The sequence below is a fragment of the Methylobacterium ajmalii genome, assembly GCF_036448855.1.
Classification (GTDB): Bacteria; Pseudomonadota; Alphaproteobacteria; order Rhizobiales; family Beijerinckiaceae; genus Methylobacterium; species Methylobacterium ajmalii.
This window is the reverse complement of sequence record NZ_JAZFXT010000028.1, coordinates 73,507-93,071: the sequence shown is the minus strand read 5'-3', so window position 1 is coordinate 93,071 and position 19,565 is coordinate 73,507. Positions and strand designations below refer to the sequence as shown.

Below are 19,565 nucleotides of genomic sequence, written 5' to 3'. Positions count from 1 at the left end.
CAGCCGATTTTCAATTGGCTGACACCTTAGGATGAGGTCGTGATCGAGTAAAACGATTACGAATGATAAATTAAAATAATTTGTCGGACCTTAAAAAATATTTCCGTTTTTCGTATCACGACTTTCTTTTAACGATCGCGCTCATCACCATCCGAAACAGCTCTTGCCCGTCGTTAGTGCAGCCTTGTCCCCCATGCCGCGCCGTCTCCTCCTTGTGCTCTTTCGCGTTCGATGAGGCGTAAAAGAACAACGGTGTCGTCTTGTCGACTATGCGCAGGGCGTCGAGCAGCACGTATCCCTCGCGCGGCCCTTCGCGCCGTCCCATGTCCGAGATCACGGCGGCGAACCTATGTGATTTGAGTTGGGCGAGGGCATCATCCGTCGTTTCAGATAGAACGAACTCGATGCCCATCGCCTCGAAGGCTTTCCTCTCGTAACGGTTATTGTCCGGCCTATCGTCGACCCACAGGATGCGTCGTCTCCAGTCCTCTGACTCGATGGCGATGGTCGACGAAGCTTGTACGGCCCTCACGACGTCATTGATCTGTGCCTGAGACGTCATAACGCTATCCTTCGAAATGGCTGCTGTCAGCGACGCCGCGGCGCGGAGCTTCGACTGTAGGTGCATCTCGACGTAGTGCGCCTGATTCGCGAAATCTCCCGGACTGTAGAGATCTTTACTGTGATATGCGACAAGCCAAGCGAATATTGAAATAACAACAAATGGGAAGAGAGCGATGAAGCTGACGAGAATGATTCGTTCGTTAGGCGTGAACGATCCGCCGACCGAGACGAGAGCCGCGAAAGCGTAGATCAGGACGACGAAGAGAGAGATGGTGCCGAGAGGGTTGCGGGACAATCCGGCCGCAGATTTCGCGAATCCGGAAACCGGACCAATCTCACCGATTGCCATGGGTCATCCCAAAGAAGAAGGCGCGCCTACCAGAGCAGGCGCGCCTTCGATGCGCAAGCGCGAAATTCAACCCGACTTATGGATTGACGCTGCGCCTCAGACCGCCATCGCGGTCTTCAGGTTCTCGTCGATCTTGTCGAGGAAGCCGGTGGTCGAGAGCCACTTCTGGTCGGGGCCGACCAGGAGCGCGAGGTCCTTGGTCATGAACCCGGCCTCGACGGTGTCGACGCAGACCTTCTCGAGGGTCTCGGCGAACTTGGCGAGGTCGGCGTTCGAGTCGAGCTTGGCGCGGTGCGACAGGCCGCGGGTCCAGGCGAAGATCGACGCGATCGAGTTGGTCGAGGTCTCCTTGCCCTTCTGGTGCTCGCGGTAGTGGCGGGTCACCGTGCCGTGGGCGGCCTCGGCCTCGACGGTCTGGCCGTCGGGGGTGAGCAGCACCGAGGTCATCAGGCCGAGCGAGCCGAAGCCCTGCGCCACGGTGTCCGACTGCACGTCGCCGTCGTAGTTCTTGCACGCCCAGACGTAGCCGCCCGACCACTTCAGGGCCGAGGCGACCATGTCGTCGATCAGGCGGTGCTCGTAGGTGATGCCGGCCGACTGGAACCGCGACTTGAACTCGGCCTCGTACACCTCCTCGAAGATGTCCTTGAACCGACCGTCATAGGCCTTCAGGATGGTGTTCTTGGTCGAGAGGTAGACCGGGAACTTGCGGGCCAGGCCATAGTTCATCGACGCGCGGGCGAAGTCGCGGATCGACTCGTCGAGGTTGTACATCGACAGGGCGACGCCGGCGCCCGGGAATTTGAACACCTCGCGCTCGATGACGGTGCCGTCGTCGCCCTCGAACTTGACCGTCATGCGGCCCTTGCCCGGCACCTTGAAGTCGGTGGCGCGGTACTGGTCGCCGTAGGCATGGCGGCCCACCACGATCGGCTGGGTCCAGCCCGGCACCAGGCGCGGCACGTTCTTGCAGATGATCGGCTCGCGGAAGATCACGCCGCCGAGGATGTTGCGGATCGTGCCGTTCGGCGACTTCCACATCTCCTTGAGGTTGAACTCCTTCACCCGGGCCTCGTCCGGGGTGATGGTGGCGCACTTGACGCCGACGCCGTGCTTCTTGATCGCCTCGGCGGCCTCGATCGTCACCTTGTCGTTGGTGGCGTCGCGATGCTCGACCCCGAGGTCGTAGTACTCGAGCGGAACGTCGAGGTAGGGATGGATCAGCTTGTCCTTGATGGACTGCCAGATGATCCGGGTCATCTCGTCGCCGTCGAGCTCGACGACGGGGTTCGCCACCTTGATCTTCGCCATGTCTGATCCAGCCTTCCGTGATCCGGGGGCCGTCCCCATGCCCGCGTTGGCTAAGCGGCCGGCCGTGGCGCGGTCATAGCGCGCTGCACAAACAGGGGGAAGCGCCGGGGCGGAAGACCTGTCGTCGGCCGGCATGAAAAAAACCCCGGCGCGGGGGCACCGGGGTTGAAAGGAGGTCCGGTTATCAAACGTCGCTCAGGCCCTGTCGGTTCCCGGCGCGCGCGAGGCCCCTTCGCGGAAGCGGCGTCAGGCCCTATGTGGCGGCCACCCCTTCCGATCGCCGATTATCCCATGACCGATGCATCCCCGCCCCGCCCCGTCATCATCCTGGTCGAGCCGCAACTCGCCGAGAATATCGGCATGACCGCCCGCGCGATGGGGAATTTCGGGCTCGACGCCCTGCGGATCGTCGCACCGAAGGGCGGCTGGCCGATGAAGGGCGTGCGCGAGACGGCGTCCAACGCCACCCACGTCCTCGACGGCGCGAGGACCTTCGCCACCGTCGCCGAGGCCCTGGGCGATCTCCACTACGTGCTCGCCACCACGGCGCGGGAACGGGGCCAGATGAAGCGGGTCTTCGGGCCCGACGAGGGCATGGCGGAGGCGGCCGGGCGGCTGTCCGCGGGGGAGAGGGTCGGCATCCTGTTTGGCCGCGAGCGGGTCGGGCTGTCGAACGACGAGGTCTCGCTGGCGGATGCCATCGTCACCTTCCCGGTCGATCCCGATCACGCCTCGCTCAACCTCGCCCAGAGCGTGCTCCTCGTCGCCTACGAGTGGCGGCGGGCGGCGGGCCGGGCGGTGCTGCCCTTCTCGGGCGCCATGCGCACCGGCCCGGCGCCCCGGGAGGCCCTGATCTCGCTGTTCGAGAGCCTGGAGGCCGACCTCGACGCCGCAGGCTACTACCCGCCGGCCAAGCGCGACGGGATGATCCGCAACATGCGCGACATGTTCCACCGCATGGCGATGACCGAGCAGGACGTGAAGAGCTTCCGGGGCGCGCTGCGGGCGCTGGCGCGGCGGCCGGTGGAGGGCGAGTAGGTCTTCGCGGGTTCATCGATCCCGCGGCGCGTCTGCCCCCCTCTTCGTCATCCCGGGGCCGCGAAAGCGGAACCCGGGATCCATAACCGCTGAGATTTCAGAACCAGTCGGGCCGGGTGCCGCCTTGTCCGGCATCGTCGGCGTTTATGGATCCCGGGTTCTCGTCTTCGACGAGCCCCGGGATGACGATGGAGGATGTAGCTTTCATCTGTGAAAAACGAATGCGTCCTATAGCTTCACGATCAATTTCCCGAAGTTGCGGCCCTTGAGCAGGCCGATGAAGGCCTCCGGCGCGCTCTCCAGCCCCTCGACCACGTCCTCGCGGTAGCGGATCTTACCCTCGCGCAGCCACTGGCCGACCTCCTCGAGGAAGGCCGGTCCCTGGTCGGCGAAGTCGGACACGATGAAGCCGCGGAAGGTGAGGCGCTTGCTCAGGACGGCGCGCATCAGCGCCGGCACCCGGTCGGGCCCGGGGGGCAGCTCGGTCATGTTGTAGTTGGCGACGAGGCCGCAGACCGGGATGCGGGCGAAGTCGTTCAGCAGCGGCAGCACCGCGTCGAACACCGCGCCGCCGACATTCTCGAAATAGACGTCGATGCCGTCCGGGCAGGCCGCCGCGAGCGCGGCCGGCAGGTCGCCGGACCGGTGGTCGACCGCCGCGTCGAAGCCGAGATCCTCGGTGAGATGGCGGCACTTGTCGGTCCCGCCGGCGATGCCGACCGTGCGGGCCCCTTTGAGCCTGGCGATCTGGCCGACCAGCGAGCCGACCGGGCCGGTGGCGGCGGCCACCACCACGGTCTCGCCGGCCTTCGGCGCCCCGATGGTGAGAAGCCCGGTATAGGCGGTCATGCCCGGCATGCCGAGCACGCCGAGCGCGGTGGTGACGGGCGCCGCCGAGGGATCGAGCTTGCGCAGGCCCTGGCCGTTCGACACGGCAAAATCCTGCCAGCCGCCATAGGCCAGCACGGTCTCGCCGACCGCGAAGCCCGGATGGTGCGAGGCCACGACCTCCGACACCGTGGCGCCGACCATCACGTCGTTGATCTCGACCGGCTTGGCGTAGGACTTCGCCGCGCTCATCCGGCCGCGCATGTAGGGGTCGAGCGAGAGGTAATGGTTGCGCAGCAGCACCTCGCCGTCATGCGCCACCGGCACCGTGCCGCGCTCGAGCCGAAAATGGGCCGGCGTCGGCTCGCCGTGGGGCCGGGACGCCAGGACGATGCGGCGGTTCACGTCGGACATGCGGGGGACCTCCTTTGGGGTTGGGGCGCGGCCTTGCGGCCGCGCCCGCGCACCGGTGCAGTTGCGCTTCGACAGGACCGCACCGGGGGAAAGACCGCACTTGGGAAGGAAGGCGCCGCTTGGAAAGGGGAGTCCCGCGCGCCGACGCCGCGCCGGCGGGAGATTGTCAGAGCTTCGAAGGGCGGGTCGACGCCTTCAGGTCGGTCCTCAGACCAGCACCGGCACCGCCTGCTGGGTGCCGACGCCGAAGACCCGCTTGTAGCGCTCGACCTCCTCCTCGGGACCGAGCGCCTTGGTCGGGTTGTCGGAGAGCTTCACGGTCGGGTGGCCGTTGGCCGAGATCACCTTGCAGACGATCGAGATCGGGTCGAGGCGTCCGTCCGGCGCCAGGCCGCGGAAGTCGTTGGTGAGCAGCGTGCCCCAGCCGTAGCCGATGCGCAGGCGGCCGTGGAAATGCCGGTGGATCCGCTCGATCACGTCGACGTCGAGCCCGTCGGAGAAGATCGCCAGCTTCTCGCGCGGATTGCGGCCGTGCTGGGTCCACCAGCGGATGGCCTCCTCTCCGCCCTCGATCGGGTCCTTCGAGTCGATGCGGATGCCGGTCCAGTCGGCCATCCAGGCGGGGCCGCGCTCGAGGAAGCCGGTGGTGCCGTAGGTATCGGGCAGGATCACCAGGAGGTTGCCGGCATAATCGCGCTGCCAGTCGGCCAGCACCAAGTAGGGTGCGCGGGCGAGGTCCTCCTCGGTCTCGGCCAGCGCCGAGTAGACCATCGGCAGCTCGTGGGCGTTGGTGCCCACCGCCTCGATGTCGTGGCGCAGCGCGATCAGGCAGTTCGAGGTGCCGAGGAAGCTCGAGCCCAGCCCCTCGATCATCGCCTCGACGCACCAGTCCTGCCACAGGAAGCCGTGGCGCCGCCGCGTGCCGAAATCGGCGATGGAGAGGCCCGGCAGGTTCTTGAGCCGCTCGATCTTCTCCCAGATCCGCGTCATCGCCCGGGCGTAGAGCACCTGGAGCTCGAACTTGCCCATGCCCTTGAGCACGCCGCGCGAGCGCAGCTCGTTGAGGATGGCGAGTGCGGGCACCTCCCACATCGTGGTCTCGATCCACGGGCCGTGGAAGGTGAGGACGTATTGCCCGTCCTGCTTCTCCAGGAGGTAGTCGGGAAAGCGGAAGTTCTCGAGCCAGTCCATGAAGTCCGGCGAGAACATCTGGCGCCTTCCGTAGAAGGTGTTGCCGCGCAGCCAGGTCGATTCGCCCCGGGTCAGCCGCAGAGACCGGCAATGGTCGAGCTGCTCGCGCAATTCGCCGGGATCGATCAGGTCGGCGAGCCGGATGCGGCTGGTGCGGTTCTGGATCCCGAAGGTGACCGAGACGTCCCGGTGGCGCCGGAAGATCGTCTGCGCCATCAGGAGCTTGTAGAAGTCCGTGTCGAGCACGGAGCGGATGATCGGATCGATCTTCCAGGTGTGGTTGTAGACCCTGGTCGCGAGATCGAGCATCGCCCGTGCCTGCCTGACTTGGGACCGCCTCCTGCGAGCGGCCGGCACGCCGCCCGGGGGCGGCGGAGGCCGCGAAGCCCGCACGGTTCGCGGGCCGGAGTCAAGCCGCCGGCCCGCGCAGCCCCCAGTCGGCGAGGACGGACCTCAGCGGGCGCCGAGGTCGACCGCCTTCTTCTCGGTCTTCGGCGACTCGCCGGTGACGGCGGCCTTCACGTAGCCGTAGAGGTGCAGCATCGTCGAGTTCGGGCTGTCCCAGTACTCGCCCTTCTCGGGGTGGACGCGGATCAGCGCCACCGACGGGTCGTCCTTGCCGCCCGGGAACCAGGTCTTCAGGCTCTCGCTCCACTTGGCGTCGATATGCGCCTTGTCGCGTACGATCTCGGCCTTGCCCGACACCGAGACGTAGTTCTGGCTCGACGGATCGGAATACGAGAGGTTGACCTGGTTGTCGCGGCCGATCTCGTTGGTCACCGGCGCGTCCTGCTTGACGAAGAACCAGAGGTCGCCGTTCTCGTCCGCGTCCTGGTTCCACATCGGGCGGCTGCGCAGCTGGCCGTCGGAATCGGCCGTGGTCATCATCGCGACCTTCACGTCCTTGATCATCGCGAAGAGCTTCTTTGCGCCCTCGTGGTCGCGGTGGCTGCCCTGGTGCATCGGTGGGTCTCCCTTGAAGTCCGGGACGAGCGGGCGGGCCCGCTCGAAGCTGCACGACAACGGACGATGCCCGCTTTGGTTTCGGTTCCCCGCTCTCGAAACTCGGCCATGAACCCCCCCCATGAAATCCTCGATCGTACGGCTCGCCGGATCGGCCGGCCTCGCCTATCTGTGCCGCGGAAGGCGCCTGCACGGCGGGCCGCCGGGGAGAGGCGACGATGAAGATCAGTGCGCGCAACCAGCTCGATGGCAAGGTCGTCGAGGTGAAGAAGGGCGCCACCACCGCCCATGTCCGGGTCGAGCTCGCCGGCGGGCAGTTCGTCACCGCGGCGATCACCAACGAATCCGCCGACGAGCTGGGCCTCGCCCCCGGCAAGACCGTGAAGGCGGTGATCAAGTCCAGCGACGTGATGATCGCGACGGATTGAGACGCCGCTCCGTTGATTCGAACGGCTCCACGGATGCCTCGTTCATCCTACCCGCGACCTCGTCCTGAGGTGCCGGAGCAAAGCGGAGGCCTCGAAGGAGGGCTCCAGATGCCTCGGCGATCCCTGGAGCCCTCCTTCGAGGTCAGTCGATCGCTGATCGACTAACACCTCAGGATGAGGTGGATCGGGTGGGATGACATTCGGCATTCCAGTCGACCACGCCCCGAGTGCCTTGGCGATGCCGCTCGATCGACGCTCCCTCTTGACCGGCTCCGCAGCCTTCGCGCTGGCAAACGCGGCCCGCGCCGCCGATCCCCCGCGGGACGATGCCGGCCGGACCCTCGACGGCCTGCGCACCCCCGTCGCCCGGGTGTTTCCCGCCGGCCCCCCGGCGGCGATCCTGCTCTACACCCTCGCCCCCGAATTGCTGCTCGGCTGGCCGCGGGCGATCCGGCCCTCGGAGAAGCCCTATCTCCTGCCCCGGGCCGCCGACCTGCCGGAGGTCGGACGGCTCACCGGGCGCGGCAACACCGCCAACCTCGAATCGGTCCTGGCGCTCAAGCCGGACCTGATCCTCGATGTCGGCTCGACCGCCGAGACCTACCGCTCGCTCGCCGACCGGGTGCAGGGCCAGACCGGCATCCCCTATGCCCTCCTCGACGGGCGTCTCGCCTCCGCGCCGGCCACCTATCGCAGCCTCGGCCGGCTGATCGGGCGCGACGCCGAGCCCCTCGCCGCCCTCAGCCAGAGCACCCTGGCGACGATGCGCGAGCGCGTCGCCAGGGTGCCGGAAGACAGGCGCCCCCGGGTCTACCTCGCCCGCGGCCCGCGCGGCCTCGAGACCGCGCGGGCGGGCTCGATCAACGTCGAGGCGCTGGCGCTGATGGGCGCCGCCAACGTCGCCGGTCCCGGCGGCGGCCTGGCGCAGGTCTCGCCCGAGGACGTGGTCGCCTGGGCGCCCGACGTCGTCGTCGCCCTCGATCCCGCCTTCGCGGCCGCCGCGCGCCAGGATCCGCTGTGGCAGGCGACCCCGGCCCTGCGGGCGAACCGCCTGCACGTCAGCCCGTCGCTGCCCTTCGGCTGGGTCGATTTTCCGCCCTCGGTCAACCGGCTGGCCGGCCTGTGGTGGCTCGGCAAGGTCCTGTACCCGGCGCTCTTCCCGGAGGATATCCGGGCGGTCGCCCGCGACCTCTACGGCCAGCTCTACCACGTCACGCCGGACGATCCGGCCCTCGACCGCGTGCTGGCGGAAACGCGGTGAGCGGTGTCGCGGGCGCCCGGGCGATCCGGCTCGGCGGGCCCTGGCTGGCGCTCCTCGCCCTGGTGCTCGCCGCCGCCCTCGCCTTCGGGGTCGGGCGCTACCCGGTCTCCCTCCTCGACGTCGCCCGCGTCCTCGCCGGCCGGCTCACCGGCCACGCGCCGGACGTGGCGCCGGCCGTCGAGGCGGTGGTCCTGCAGATCCGCGGCCCCCGCATCGCCGCGGCGATCCTGGTCGGCGCGGCGCTGGCGGTCGCCGGTACCGCCTTCCAGGGTTTGTTTCGCAATCCCCTGGTCTCGCCCGACATCCTCGGCGCCTCCTCGGGGGCGGCGCTCGGCGCGGTCGCGGGCATCTGGCTCTCGCTGGGGGTGCTGGCGATCCAGGGGCTGGCCTTCGCGGGAGGGCTGCTCGCGGTGGCCTGCGTCTACGGGCTCGGCGCCGCCCTGTCGGGGCGCGATCCGGTGCTGGTGCTGGTGCTCGCCGGCATCGTCATCGGCTCGCTCCTCGGCGCCGGGGTCGGGCTGATCAAATACCTCGCCGATCCCTACAACCAGCTCCCGGCGATGACCTTCTGGCTGCTCGGCAGCCTGTCGGGCACGCATCCCGCCGACCTCCTGCCGCTCGCCGGGCCCGTGATCCTCGGCACCGGCCTTCTCCTCCTCCTGCGCTGGCGCCTCGACGTCCTGTCCCTGCCCGACGAGGAGGCGCGCTCGCTCGGCCTCGCCACCGGTCCCCTGCGGGTCGCGGTGGTGGCGGCCGCCACCCTCGTCACCGCGGCGAGTGTGGCGACTGCCGGCATCGTCGGCTGGGTCGGGCTGGTGGTGCCGCACCTCGCCCGCTTCCTCGTCGGCCCCGGCTTCGGCCGGCTGATCCCGACGGCGGCGCTGCTGGGAGCCGGCACGCTGCTCACCATCGATACGCTCGCCCGCACGGTGGCGCCGGTGGAAGTGCCGCTCGGCATCCTCACCGCCTTCGTCGGTACGCCGGTGTTCCTCTGGCTGCTCGCCCGGGCGGAGCGGGACTGGTCGTGACCCTGATCCAGGCCGACGCCCTCGCCTTCGGATATCCCGGCCGGGAGATCGGCCGCGATCTCTCGCTGGATCTCGCCGCCGGCGAGGCGATGGCGCTGCTCGGGCCCAACGGCGGCGGCAAGACCACGCTGCTCAAGACCCTGCTGGGCCTCCTGCCGGCGCTCGCCGGCACCATCCGGGTCGAGGGCCGGCCGCTTGCCGACCTCACCGCCCGGGAGCGCGCGCGGGCGATGGCCTACGTGCCCCAGGCCGGCGCGAGCGCCTTCGCGTTCACGGCGCGCGCCGTGGTGCTGATGGGACGCACGAGCCGCACCGGCCTGCTCCAAGCTCCGTCCCGGGCCGACCACGCGGCGGCGGAACGGGCCCTTGCCCGGATGGGCATCGCCCATCTCGCCGAGCGGCCGGTGACGCGGCTGTCGGGCGGCGAGCGCCAGCTCGTGCTGGTCGCCCGGGCGCTCGCCCAGGAGCCCCGCATCGTCGTTCTCGACGAGCCGACCGCCAGCCTCGATTTCGGCAACCAGGGCCGGGTGATGGCCGAGATCCTGCGGCTGCGCGCCGACGGGCTCGGCCTCCTCTTCACCACCCACGACCCCAACCAGGCCGCCCGCTACGCCGACCGGGCGCTGCTCCTGCAGGCCGGCCGGCCCCTTGCCGCCGGCCCGGTGGGGCAGGTGCTGGACGCCGCCAGCTTGAGCCGGCTCTACGGCGCGCCGGTCGAGGAGGTGCGGGATACGGAGAGCGGCGCGCGGGCCTTCCTGCCGGGAGGGTGAACGTCCGTTCGACGCCGGCGACGGAGGCCCGTCTCGTTCGCGATCTCATCCTGAGGTGCGACTGAAAGGAGCCCTCCTTCGAGGTCAGTCGATCTTCGATCGCGTGCGATCTGCGATCGCCGACACCTCAGGATGAGGTCGAGGGTGGGATGGAGAAGAAACCTGCACGGTCGTCGGTCCGGCCGACCGGCCGACCATGGGACGCTTCATGACGGCGCGCTGCGCCTCCCCCCACCGATGGCCGTCCCCGTCGCGCTGGCGTTTCCCGGCGCAGGGGTTACATGACGCCGGACGGATACGCGGTGCGGACAGGAGCGAGACGACGTGGCGATCACCCGGGACGACGTGCTGAAGGCGCTCGCGGGCGTGACGGTCGATGCGGCGGGAACCAGCCTGCCGGCCTCCGGCCGCCTGTCGGAGATCGTCATCGACCCCAATGGCCGGGTGGTGTTCTCGATCGGCATCGCGCCGCCGGAGGCCAAGGCCTTCGAGGCCGTGCGGCAGGCGGCCGAGATCGCGGTGCTGAAGATTCCGGGCGTCAACGCGGCGCTGGCGAGCCTCACGGGCGAGCGCGGCCCCGGCGCCGGCGCCCCGCCCCGTCCCGCCGCCCCGGGCGGCGCGCCCCAGGGTGGGCCGCGGCCCGGCCCGGCCCTGCCGGGGGTGCGCCATATCGTGGCGGTGGCCTCGGGCAAGGGCGGCGTCGGCAAGTCGACCACCGCCTGCAACCTCGCCCTGGCGCTCCGCGCCCAAGGCCTGAAGGTCGGGCTCCTCGATGCCGACATCTACGGCCCCTCGGTGCCGAAACTCTTCGGCCTCGACCGCAAGCCCGAGACGATCAACACGCCGCAGGGCCAACGCATCGTGCCGCTCAACGGCTACGGCCTGGCGGTGATGTCGATCGGCTTCCTGATCTCCGCCGACACGGCGATGATCTGGCGCGGCCCGATGGTGCAATCGGCGCTGACCCAGCTCCTGCGCGAGGTCGCCTGGGGCGAACTCGACGTGCTGATCGTCGACATGCCCCCCGGCACCGGCGACGCGCAGCTGACGCTGGCGCAGGCGACGCCGCTGGCCGGCGCGGTGATCGTCTCGACGCCGCAGGACCTCGCGCTGATCGACGCGCGCCGCGCGGTCACGATGTTCCGCCGGGTCGAGGTGCCGATCCTCGGCGTGGTCGAGAACATGGCGACCTTCGTCTGCCCGCATTGCGGCGGCACCTCGCACATCTTCGGCCATGGCGGCGCGCGCCACGAGGCCGAGACCCTGGGCGTGCCGTTCCTCGGCGAGGTGCCGCTGAACATGACGATCCGCGAATCCTCCGATTCCGGCCGGCCGGTCGTCGCGGTCGATCCCGACGGGCCGCAGGCCGCCGCCTACCGGACCATCGCCGCCGGCCTGTGGGCCGGGCTGAGCGGTGGCGCCGGCCCGCGCCCGGCGCCCCGGATCGTGATCGAGTGAGCGTCGCGCACGGGAGCGTGCCCCCGACCCTCGGGGTGATCCTGGCCGGCGGGCTCTCCCGCCGGATGGGCGGCGGCGACAAGCCGCTCCTGCGCCTCGGCGAGAAAACCCTGCTCGAGCGGGTGGCGGAGCGCTTACGCCCGCAATGCTCCGCCGGCCTGATCCTCAACGCCAACGGCGATCCGGCGCGCTTCCGTGCTTTCACGGGCTTCGTGGTGCCGGACTCGCTGCCCGACGCCCCCGGGCCCCTCGCCGGCGTGCTCGCCGCCCTCGATTTCTGCGCGAGCCATCACCCGGACGTGGCTTACGTCGCGAGTGTGGCCGGCGACACGCCGTTCCTGCCGCACGATCTCGTCGCCCGCCTGCACGCGGCACGCGCCCGCGACGGCGTCGCGATGGCGGTCGCGGCCTCGGGCGGGCAGCTGCATTTCGTGAACGGGGTCTGGGCGGTGAGCCTGCGCCACGACCTACGGACGGCGCTGGTCGAGCGGGGCCTGCGGCGGGTGGGCATGTGGATCGCCCGGCACAACGCAGCGGAAGCGGCGTGGGACATAGATTCTCTGGATCCCTTTTTAAATATAAATACTCAAGAAGAACTTTTGTATGCCAGCTTGCGATACGATAAATACTTATAATTATTTATATTATAAAAACGATATAATAGATATCCATATATTTTACGAATTATGTAAAACACATTGCAGATCGAATTTTTCGATATATACTAAATTATCAATAGGCGTTGAGCCCTAACATGTGCGGGCAGCTATTTATAATATTAAGCTGTCCATAACATGTGAGCTCATGTCAATCTTGTCGTCTTCAACTGGTGGGTCTGCCGTGATTGGCTTCTTAGATTTTTTAATTAATAAAAGTCAGACAATAAAAGGGTGGATGGAAAAAACTGGGCCTGGCATCGTGATAAGCTGTCTTGGACTAGGGCTAACATCCGGAATTTTATTAAATACGTTATGGCATAATTATATCCACGCCGAAGAAAGGGCTCGATTGGCTAAGTTACAGGATGATTTTGAACAATTGAAACAAATAAATAGCAAAATATCGTATGAAAACACAGCATACAAGCTTGCTCAAAATCAATTTAATAGCGAACTTGCCGAGAAAAAGCGAGAAATAGATAAGTTGACAAATCAAATCACATCTGAAAAAAGACCTCATACCGTCGAAAACATCACGAACAAAGCTCGTTCTGCGAAAATATCTGCCCAAGAAGTCGAAAATAAAGTCAAAAACATTAATGAATCCCAGATATGGGATGATATAGTCTCAATTAGCCAAATGCACGTTGGACAGCAAAGAGGTATATTCAATTTTCTAGTGAAAATATCTGTTGAAGAACCCGATGATTATAGCATCAGCGACAAGATATTTGGGAATAATCGATGCAAGCTCATCATAGAAACCGCATCTGGCAGCAAAGCGCATGAAATTATGCAAGTCGGAAAATCTTATCGCGTCAACATTGGTGGGCTAAAGTTTTTTGTAAAACTATCAAAGAAAGAAGATGCTGTGTGTACATTTTTATACAATGCCGCGCCGAAATAAAGAGAACGCTCGTTTCGTTTGGCAAAACGAGCGTTCTCGTTATTTATCGCAAGCTTTACGCCTCAAGACGCATCGACTTGATGGTGTCGGGATCGCGCACGGGCTCGCCGCGCTTGATCTGGTCGATCACGTCCATGCCTTCGACCACCTTGCCCCACACGGTGTACTGCTTGTCGAGGAAGCGGGCGTCGGAGAAGCAGATGAAGAACTGCGAGTTGGCCGAGTGCGGGAAGTTGGTGCGGGCCATCGAGCAGGTGCCGCGGACGTGCGGCTCGGCGTTGAACTCGGCCTTCAGGTCGGGCAGCTCGGAGCCGCCGGTGCCGGTGCCGGTCGGGTCGCCGGTCTGGGCCATGAAGCCGTCGATCACGCGGTGGAACGGCACGCCGTCGTAGAAGCCCTGCTCCGAGAGGGTCGTGATCCGCTCGACGTGGTTGGGGGCGAGGTCGGGGCGCAGCTGGATGACCACGCGGCCCTTGCTGGTCTCCATCACGAGTCGGTTGCTGTCGGTCATGGTCGGTCTCCTTGATTCGGACCAGGGTAGACGAAACGCAGGGCGATAGGACGCCCCGCGACGGCGCCGCCGAGCCCCGCCGTCAGCCGCGCCGGGGTGCAGCGGGCGAGCGACGAGAGCGTTTCGGCGGCGAGCGCATCCCGCCGCCGGGGCGGAACGCGCGTGAAGGTGATCCGCGGGGTGCCCTGGAGGCTCCCGTCCCGCCTCAGCGCGAAGCGCAGGGTGATGGCGGAGGCCCCGAGATCGGCCGGTGCGCGCCAGCAGGCGGCGAGCCGGGGGTAGAGGTCCGCCAGGGTGTCGGCGGGGCCCTCGGGCGGCGGCGTCACCGGCACCCGCACGGTCGCCCGCAGGGTGGTCGGCAGCGAGAGCACCGAGGGGTTGTCGGTGACGTCGAACTGCGCGGCGGCGGGCGCGGTCGAGACCGCCAGCGCGAGGCCGGCCAGCGAGAGCCCGCCGCGCAACGGCCTACTGGCCGTCCTGGGCGAGGCTCATCCGGACGATCTTGTCCGGGCTCTGCACGGTGCCGTTCTGGGCCGACGAGCCCTTCTTGATCTTGTCGACCACGTCCATGCCCGAGGTCACCTCGCCCACCACCGTGTACTGGTTGTTGAGGAACGAGGCGTCGCCGAAGCAGATGAAGAACTGCGAGTTGGCCGAGTTCGGATCCTGCGAGCGGGCCATGCCGACGGTGCCGCGCTTGAACGGGGTCTTGGAGAACTCCGCCGGGATGTTCGGCAGGTCGGACTTGCCCATGCCGGTGCCGGTCGGGTCGCCGGTCTGGGCCATGAAGCCGTCGATCACGCGGTGGAACACGATGCCGTTGTAGAAGCCGCGCTTCGTCAGCGTCTTGATCTGCTGGACGTGCTTGGGCGCCAGGTCGGGCCGCAGCTGGATGGTGACGCGGCCGTCCTTTGTGTCGAGGTAGACGGTGTTCTGGTCGGGCGCGGCGCTCGCCGGGGCGGCGATGCCGAGGGCGGCGACGGACAGCACCAGGGCTGCGAGCCAGCGGATCATGGAGGTCTCCTGGGTGGAAATCGGCCGCGTCAGGCGGACGGGGCGAAGCGGGCGCTCAGGCGGTCGGCCACCGCCGCGGGCACGAAGGGCCGCACGTCGCCGCCCATGGCGGCGATCTGGCGGACCAGGGTGGCGGTGATCGGCCGCACGCCGGTCGAGGCCGGCAGGAACACGGTCTGCACCTCCGGCGCCATGGCGCCGTTCATGCCGGCGAGCTGCATCTCGTAATCGAGATCGGTGCCGTCGCGCAAACCGCGGATGAACAGGCTGGCGCCGTGGCGCCGCGCCGCCGCCACCGCGAGGTCGGCGAAGCTGACGACCTCCAGCACCGTGCCGGTCTCGGCGGCGAGCGGGCCGCAGGTGGCGCGGATCAGGTCCGCCCGCTCCTCGGCGGAGAAGAGCGGGGTCTTGCCCGGATGCACGCCGATCGCGACGACGAGGCGGCCGACCAAGCGGCAGGCCTGGCGCACCACGTCGAGATGGCCGTTGGTCACCGGATCGAAGGAGCCGGCATAGAGCGCGGTGCGGTTCATCGTGGCCCCACGTAGAGCATTTTTAGGCGCAACGGAACCGCCCGGCCCCGGGCCGGCCCCGCTTGCGCCGGCCTCATTTGGTCACGGCCCCGACCAGCGGCCCGAGCGGCCGGCTCAGGTCCTGCCGGCCGAGCGCCGGCGCGTAGAGGCTCGACACGCTGCCGTCCAGGAAGAGCGCGTTGGGGCAGCCGAGCGTGTCGCGAAACAGCCGCGCGAAGGCCCCGAAGGTCACCGGCGCCTCCGAGATCGCGAAGACCGCGGTGCGCCCGTCCGGCCGCACGCCGACGCCGTTGCGGATCTTCTGCGACGGGCCGTCCTCGGAGATCTTCGGGTGGATGCGGTTGTTGATCACCAGCATCGGGCCGGACTGGGTGGCGAACTCGGCCTTGGGATGGGCCTTCAGGTAGCGCCCGGTCTCGAGCACGCCCGCCTTGTCGCCCGCCACGTAGAACACCCCGTTCGGCTTCAGGTGGAAGTTGCCCGGGCCGTTGGCGGTGTTGGCGGCCTTCAGCTCGCGCCCGTCCTCGACGTAGAGGCCGACGGGGCCGAGGCCGGTATCGTACATGCCGGCATTCATCGCGAAGGCGAGCTTGTCGCCCTGCTGGCCGGCGAGCCGCGACAGCGAGCCGTAGGGCAGCCCGTCGGGCCCGCGCCAGAACAACTTCACCCGGGCGCGGCGCAAATCGACGGTGCAGACCGAATAGGCCTGGCCCTCATGGGTCTGCGGTCGGCAGGCGACGGCGGGGGAGGCCGGCACGGAGGCGGCCGGCGTGGCGGGCGCCGCCGGTGCGGGCGCGGGCCCGAGCCACAGGCCCGCACCGACCACCAGCGCCCCGATCCGTCCCGCCCGCACCCCGATCGTCGCCATGAGCCTCTCCGTGTCCGGCCGACATCCGGCTACCGGTATAGAGCGATCGTGACGTTTTGCAGCATGAACCGAAAACCCCGCCGCGGTGTTCTGTGGGCCTGGGGGTTCGACATCTTCACGCGAACGGAGATCGGCTCATGAAGGTCATGTTGGCGGCATCGGCAGTCCTCGCGGGTGCACTGGTGGCTCTGCCGGCCACTGCGGAAGCGCGGGGCTTCGGCGGCTTCGGCGGTGGCGGGTTCCACGGCGGGGGCTTCCACGGCGGCGGGTTCGGCGGGTTCCGCGGCGGCGGCTTCCGCGGCGGGTTCGCGGGCGGCGGCTGGCGCGGCGGCGGCTTCGGCTACCGCCAGGCCGGCTTCGGCGGCGGCTGGCGCGGCGGCTATGGCGGCTGGCGCGGCGGATACGGCGGCTGGCGCGGGGGCTACGGCTACCGCCGCGGCTTCGGCTGGGGCGCGGCGGGCCTCGGGCTCGGCGTCGGGCTCGGCCTCGCGGCGGCCACCGCCCCGTATTACGGCGGCTACGGCTATGGTTACGGCGGCGGCTACGCCCCGGTCGGCTACTATGGCGGCTACGATTACGGCTATGGCGGCGGCTGCTACGAGGTGCCCCGGGTGCGCTGGACGCCCTACGGCTACCGCCGCGTCCTCGTGACCCGCTGCTACTGAGCGGGATCACTCGAACCGGAAAGGCCGCCCGCCGGGGCGGCCTTTTTCGTGCGGCCGGTCGCCATGGCTCAGTTGCGCCGTCCCGCCGCCTCCTCGCGGCGCATCGGCATCGCGTCGATGGTGGCGACCAGGGTCTCGGCCGGGATCGGCTCCGCGGCGACGAGCTTCTGCCCGCCGTCCTTGCCGACCAGCACCGCCCGGAACCCGGTGGCCGGCAGGCCGAGGCGCCGGCGCAGGGCGGCGGCCTGCCTCCCGTCCCCGATCGCCCGCACCACCACGAGGTCGCGCTCGCGCATCGCGGAGGCCTCGGCGATGCGCGCCTGCGCGGCCGCCCGGGGATCCCCGTCCTCGGCGGCGATCACCAGCACCCGGGACTTCCAGCGGTAGCGGTCGAGGTCGGAGGCCCCGGCCGGCACCGTCGCGGCGGCCAGGACAACGGGGATGAGGACAAGGGGAGCGAGGAGCAGGGGAGCGAGGAGCAGGACGGGGCGCGGGATTGCGGGCATGGGCCGGGCCTTTCTCGAAGGGGTGCCGGGCGACGGGCCCGGCTCGTTCAGGAGAACCCAACGACGATCCGCCCCCGCCGGTGCCCGGACCGGACGCGATCGGTCCGCGCCGCAGCCCCGGCTCGGCCTATTGCAGCTTCGCCCGGTAGGTCTCGCCGGCCTTGGCCTTCAGCTCGGCGCCCGCCTCGCGCCCGATCGCCAGCGCGTCGGCGACCGCACCGGTGCGATGGGTCGCCCAGTGGGCGCTGCCGTCGGGCAGGAACAGGATCCCGTCGAGGGTGAGGGCGTCGCCGTCGATCTGGGCCAGCGCCGCGATCGGGGTGCGGCAGGAGCCGTCGAGCTCCGCGAGCAGGGCCCGTTCGGCGCCGACCGCGATGGTGGTGCGGGCGCAGGCGACCGCCTGGAGCCGCTCGATCACCGCGCTGTCGCCGGCCCGGCACTCGATGCCGAGCGCGCCCTGCGCCACCGCCGGCAGCATCGCGCTCACCGGCAGGATCTCCTGGGCCCGGTCGGCGAGGCCGAGGCGTTCCAGGCCCGCGATGGCCAGCAGGGTGGCCTCGCAGGCGCCCTCCTCGAGCCGCTTCATCCGGGTGTTGGCATTGCCCCGCAGGGGCACGATCCGGAGGTCCGGCCGGTGCATCAGCACCTGGGCGCCGCGGCGCAGCGACGAGGTGCCGACCCGGCTGCCCGGCGCGAGGTCGGCGAGGCGCGTGGCGTGCGGCGACAGGAAGGCGTCCCGCGGGTCGTCCCGCTCCAGGATGCAGGCGATGACGAGCCCGTCCGGCAGCCAAGTCTCGACGTCCTTCATCGAGTGGACGGCGATGTCGACCTCGTCGGCGAGCAGCGCCTGCTCCAGCTCCTTGGTGAACAGGCCCTTGCCGCCGATCTCGGAGAGCGGCCGGTCGAGCACCTTGTCGGCCACCGTGGTGACGACGACGAGCTCCATCGCGCCGGGCTCGGCGAGGTCGGGATGGGCGGCCGCGATGCGGTCGCGCACCATCCCGGTCTGGGCGAGCGCCATCGGGCTGCCGCGGGTGCCGATGCGCAGGGGACGTCGAGCCATGGGTCGGGCCATCTCGGGTGCCGTGGGTACGAGAAGCGTCACATCCGCGAGTAGCGAGTCGGGGCCGCCGTGTCACGGCCCCCACAGGCTGCCGGCTTCCTCAGAAGCCCTGGACCGCCAGCACCGTGTGCTCGACCTGCGGCGGGGCGGCGAAATGCTCGGAGACCAGGGCGCGCCAGGCCTGGAAGTCGGCCGATTCGCGGAAGTCGACGGTGTGGTTCTCCAGGGTCTCCCACCGGACCATCAGCCGGTAGCGGGTCGGCACCTCGACCGAGCGTTGCAGCTCCATGCCGCGGCAGCCCTTGGCGCGGCGGAACAGCTCCGCCGCCCGGCCGACGCCGGCCTCGAAGGCGCTCTCGTGCCCGGCCTTCACCTCGATCTGCGCGATCTCCAGAACCATCCCGTCCCCCTTGCCGCGGTGCCAAGGCCGCATGCGGCGGCCATGCGCGAAAACGCCGGTGCCGACAGCCATGCGCGAAGCCGCCGGCCTTGTCCAACCCGCCGGCGCGAGAGCGGTGGATGGCCCCCGGCGGGCGGTTGCCAACCCGGAACAGGACGCGCACAAACCGTGGATGACCTGTGCACGGTGGCAACCAGCCCCGACCGGCGCCGTTTTCCTGCCGGAGCGTGACAGCGGAGTTCGGTCCTGATGGCGACGCTGAAGGAATTCGAGGAAGCCCTGCGCGAGAACGGCATGCAGATGGCGCTGGCGATTCTCGAGCGCCTGCGCGAGCGCGACCGCGCCAACCGCGTGGTGAAGCCGGGGCGCCGCATCGTCGGCAAGAAGATGACGCCGGAGCTGGCCCGCGAGATCCTCGAGCTGCACGGCTCGACGGAGATGACCCAGCAGGAGATCGCCTTCAAGCTCGGCGTCAACCAGGGCCGGGTGAACGAGGTGATCAAGCGCGGCAAGTGGCTCTCGGGCGACCAGGCCGCCCCCGAGGCGGTGGCCCGCGACAAGGGCAAGGCGCGCATCCAGGGCACCGAGCCGAAGCGAGCGCGCCGGCCCGCGGCCAAGAGCGGCGCGGCCAGGAGCGCCAAGGGAGCGGGCAAGGGCGGGGACAAGGGCACCGGCAAGCCTTCCAAGCGCCCGGCGACGGCCCAGCTCGCCTTCGGGGACCTCTGACCCCGAAAGAGGATCCCCGGCCCGGCAGGCCAGGCATGACCGCAGCCCATTGGGCAGCGGTCTCGCGATGCTCTACCACTTCCGGTGCCGAAGCCGCCCCGATCGAGGGC

23 protein-coding genes are annotated in these 19,565 nt (G+C 68.7%); 10 read left to right on the top strand and 13 right to left on the bottom strand.

The annotated features are described in order from the left end of the window. Positions 1-115 precede the first annotated feature (115 nt). Together V3T34_RS13930 and V3T34_RS13925 are read right to left on the bottom strand one after the other, a co-directional pair. Positions 116-913 (bottom strand): DNA-binding transcriptional response regulator, encoded by a 798-nt coding sequence (locus tag V3T34_RS13930; protein WP_305076933.1) that lies wholly within the window; start codon positions 911-913, stop codon positions 116-118. A gap of 96 nt (positions 914-1,009) precedes the next feature. Continuing rightward, the gene (locus V3T34_RS13925; RefSeq protein ID WP_058618808.1) at positions 1,010-2,224 is read right to left on the bottom strand and encodes an NADP-dependent isocitrate dehydrogenase; all 1,215 of its coding nucleotides are present in this window, start codon (positions 2,222-2,224) and stop codon (positions 1,010-1,012) included. A gap of 291 nt (positions 2,225-2,515) precedes the next feature. On the opposite strand from V3T34_RS13925, the gene V3T34_RS13920 reads away from it, so the two are divergent. Beyond that, positions 2,516-3,262: an RNA methyltransferase gene (locus V3T34_RS13920; RefSeq protein WP_305076934.1), complete on the top strand. Its 747-nt coding sequence runs from the start codon at positions 2,516-2,518 to the stop codon at positions 3,260-3,262. Between the two features lie 228 nt (positions 3,263-3,490). Here the strand turns inward: V3T34_RS13920 and V3T34_RS13915 are convergent, their stop codons facing one another. The 3 genes from V3T34_RS13915 to V3T34_RS13905 form a co-directional block, all read right to left on the bottom strand. Then, on the bottom strand, positions 3,491-4,504 hold the full coding sequence (locus tag V3T34_RS13915) for an NADP-dependent oxidoreductase (RefSeq protein ID WP_331369194.1): 1,014 nt from the start codon (positions 4,502-4,504) through the stop codon (positions 3,491-3,493). A 207-nt stretch (positions 4,505-4,711) separates the two neighbouring features. Further along, positions 4,712-6,004 carry a nicotinate phosphoribosyltransferase gene (pncB, locus tag V3T34_RS13910; protein WP_060846978.1) on the bottom strand — a complete coding sequence of 431 codons (1,293 nt, stop codon included), beginning with the start codon at positions 6,002-6,004 and terminating at the stop codon, positions 4,712-4,714. Positions 6,005-6,148: 144 nt separating this feature from the next. Then, the gene (locus V3T34_RS13905) at positions 6,149-6,658 is read right to left on the bottom strand and encodes a pyridoxamine 5'-phosphate oxidase family protein (RefSeq protein WP_058619404.1); all 510 of its coding nucleotides are present in this window, start codon (positions 6,656-6,658) and stop codon (positions 6,149-6,151) included. 218 nt (positions 6,659-6,876) lie between these two features. Here V3T34_RS13905 and V3T34_RS13900 point away from each other — a divergent pair, with 218 nt between their 5' ends. The 7 genes from V3T34_RS13900 to V3T34_RS13870 all read left to right on the top strand — a co-directional run bounded on the left by V3T34_RS13900 (position 6,877) and on the right by V3T34_RS13870 (position 13,169). Next, complete coding sequence (locus V3T34_RS13900) at positions 6,877-7,086, top strand: TOBE domain-containing protein (protein ID WP_305076936.1); 210 nt, start codon at positions 6,877-6,879, stop codon at positions 7,084-7,086. Between the two features lie 238 nt (positions 7,087-7,324). Beyond that, positions 7,325-8,347 carry an iron ABC transporter substrate-binding protein gene (locus V3T34_RS13895; RefSeq protein WP_407942704.1) on the top strand — a complete coding sequence of 341 codons (1,023 nt, stop codon included), beginning with the start codon at positions 7,325-7,327 and terminating at the stop codon, positions 8,345-8,347. Next, entirely contained in the window at positions 8,344-9,375 is a 1,032-nt protein-coding gene (locus tag V3T34_RS13890; RefSeq protein WP_305076938.1) for a FecCD family ABC transporter permease, read from the top strand. Before V3T34_RS13895 ends, V3T34_RS13890 begins: the two co-directional genes overlap by 4 nt. Continuing rightward, the gene (locus V3T34_RS13885; protein ID WP_305076939.1) at positions 9,372-10,145 is read left to right on the top strand and encodes an ABC transporter ATP-binding protein; all 774 of its coding nucleotides are present in this window, start codon (positions 9,372-9,374) and stop codon (positions 10,143-10,145) included. Before V3T34_RS13890 ends, V3T34_RS13885 begins: the two co-directional genes overlap by 4 nt. 324 nt (positions 10,146-10,469) lie before the next feature. Beyond that, positions 10,470-11,603: an Mrp/NBP35 family ATP-binding protein gene (locus tag V3T34_RS13880; protein WP_060846981.1), complete on the top strand. Its 1,134-nt coding sequence runs from the start codon at positions 10,470-10,472 to the stop codon at positions 11,601-11,603. Between the two features lie 35 nt (positions 11,604-11,638). Next, positions 11,639-12,238: a molybdenum cofactor guanylyltransferase MobA gene (mobA, locus tag V3T34_RS13875; protein ID WP_305076940.1), complete on the top strand. Its 600-nt coding sequence runs from the start codon at positions 11,639-11,641 to the stop codon at positions 12,236-12,238. 169 nt (positions 12,239-12,407) lie between these two features. Then, positions 12,408-13,169, top strand: coding sequence for a hypothetical protein (locus V3T34_RS13870; RefSeq protein WP_305076941.1), 762 nt, complete (start codon positions 12,408-12,410; stop codon positions 13,167-13,169). A gap of 55 nt (positions 13,170-13,224) precedes the next feature. Here V3T34_RS13870 and V3T34_RS13865 read toward each other — a convergent pair whose 3' ends face one another. The 5 genes from V3T34_RS13865 to V3T34_RS13845 form a co-directional block, all read right to left on the bottom strand. Beyond that, the gene (locus V3T34_RS13865) at positions 13,225-13,680 is read right to left on the bottom strand and encodes a peptidylprolyl isomerase (protein ID WP_203157461.1); all 456 of its coding nucleotides are present in this window, start codon (positions 13,678-13,680) and stop codon (positions 13,225-13,227) included. Next, positions 13,677-14,141 (bottom strand): hypothetical protein, encoded by a 465-nt coding sequence (locus V3T34_RS13860; RefSeq protein WP_305076942.1) that lies wholly within the window; start codon positions 14,139-14,141, stop codon positions 13,677-13,679. The genes V3T34_RS13865 and V3T34_RS13860 overlap by 4 nt, the downstream gene beginning before the upstream one ends. A gap of 4 nt (positions 14,142-14,145) precedes the next feature. Next, positions 14,146-14,694: a peptidylprolyl isomerase gene (locus tag V3T34_RS13855; protein ID WP_060846983.1), complete on the bottom strand. Its 549-nt coding sequence runs from the start codon at positions 14,692-14,694 to the stop codon at positions 14,146-14,148. A 29-nt stretch (positions 14,695-14,723) separates the two neighbouring features. Continuing rightward, positions 14,724-15,227 carry a pantetheine-phosphate adenylyltransferase gene (gene coaD, locus V3T34_RS13850; RefSeq protein WP_048430190.1) on the bottom strand — a complete coding sequence of 168 codons (504 nt, stop codon included), beginning with the start codon at positions 15,225-15,227 and terminating at the stop codon, positions 14,724-14,726. A gap of 73 nt (positions 15,228-15,300) precedes the next feature. Then, positions 15,301-16,095 carry a phosphodiester glycosidase family protein gene (locus tag V3T34_RS13845; RefSeq protein ID WP_305076943.1) on the bottom strand — a complete coding sequence of 265 codons (795 nt, stop codon included), beginning with the start codon at positions 16,093-16,095 and terminating at the stop codon, positions 15,301-15,303. Between the two features lie 137 nt (positions 16,096-16,232). Here V3T34_RS13845 and V3T34_RS13840 point away from each other — a divergent pair, with 137 nt between their 5' ends. Next, a complete protein-coding gene (locus tag V3T34_RS13840) occupies positions 16,233-16,760 on the top strand; it encodes a hypothetical protein (RefSeq protein ID WP_060846984.1) in 528 nt (175 codons plus the stop codon). Between the two features lie 68 nt (positions 16,761-16,828). Here V3T34_RS13840 and V3T34_RS13835 read toward each other — a convergent pair whose 3' ends face one another. From V3T34_RS13835 to V3T34_RS13825, 3 genes are all read right to left on the bottom strand, one after another. Beyond that, positions 16,829-17,266, bottom strand: coding sequence for a DUF4174 domain-containing protein (locus V3T34_RS13835; RefSeq protein WP_305076944.1), 438 nt, complete (start codon positions 17,264-17,266; stop codon positions 16,829-16,831). 127 nt (positions 17,267-17,393) lie between these two features. Then, positions 17,394-18,329: a hydroxymethylbilane synthase gene (gene hemC, locus V3T34_RS13830; RefSeq protein ID WP_305076945.1), complete on the bottom strand. Its 936-nt coding sequence runs from the start codon at positions 18,327-18,329 to the stop codon at positions 17,394-17,396. A gap of 100 nt (positions 18,330-18,429) precedes the next feature. Then, positions 18,430-18,729 carry an antibiotic biosynthesis monooxygenase family protein gene (locus V3T34_RS13825; protein WP_060849338.1) on the bottom strand — a complete coding sequence of 100 codons (300 nt, stop codon included), beginning with the start codon at positions 18,727-18,729 and terminating at the stop codon, positions 18,430-18,432. 249 nt (positions 18,730-18,978) lie between these two features. Here V3T34_RS13825 and V3T34_RS13820 point away from each other — a divergent pair, with 249 nt between their 5' ends. Continuing rightward, positions 18,979-19,455 carry an RNA polymerase subunit sigma-70 gene (locus tag V3T34_RS13820; RefSeq protein WP_091881641.1) on the top strand — a complete coding sequence of 159 codons (477 nt, stop codon included), beginning with the start codon at positions 18,979-18,981 and terminating at the stop codon, positions 19,453-19,455. Positions 19,456-19,565 lie beyond the last annotated feature (110 nt).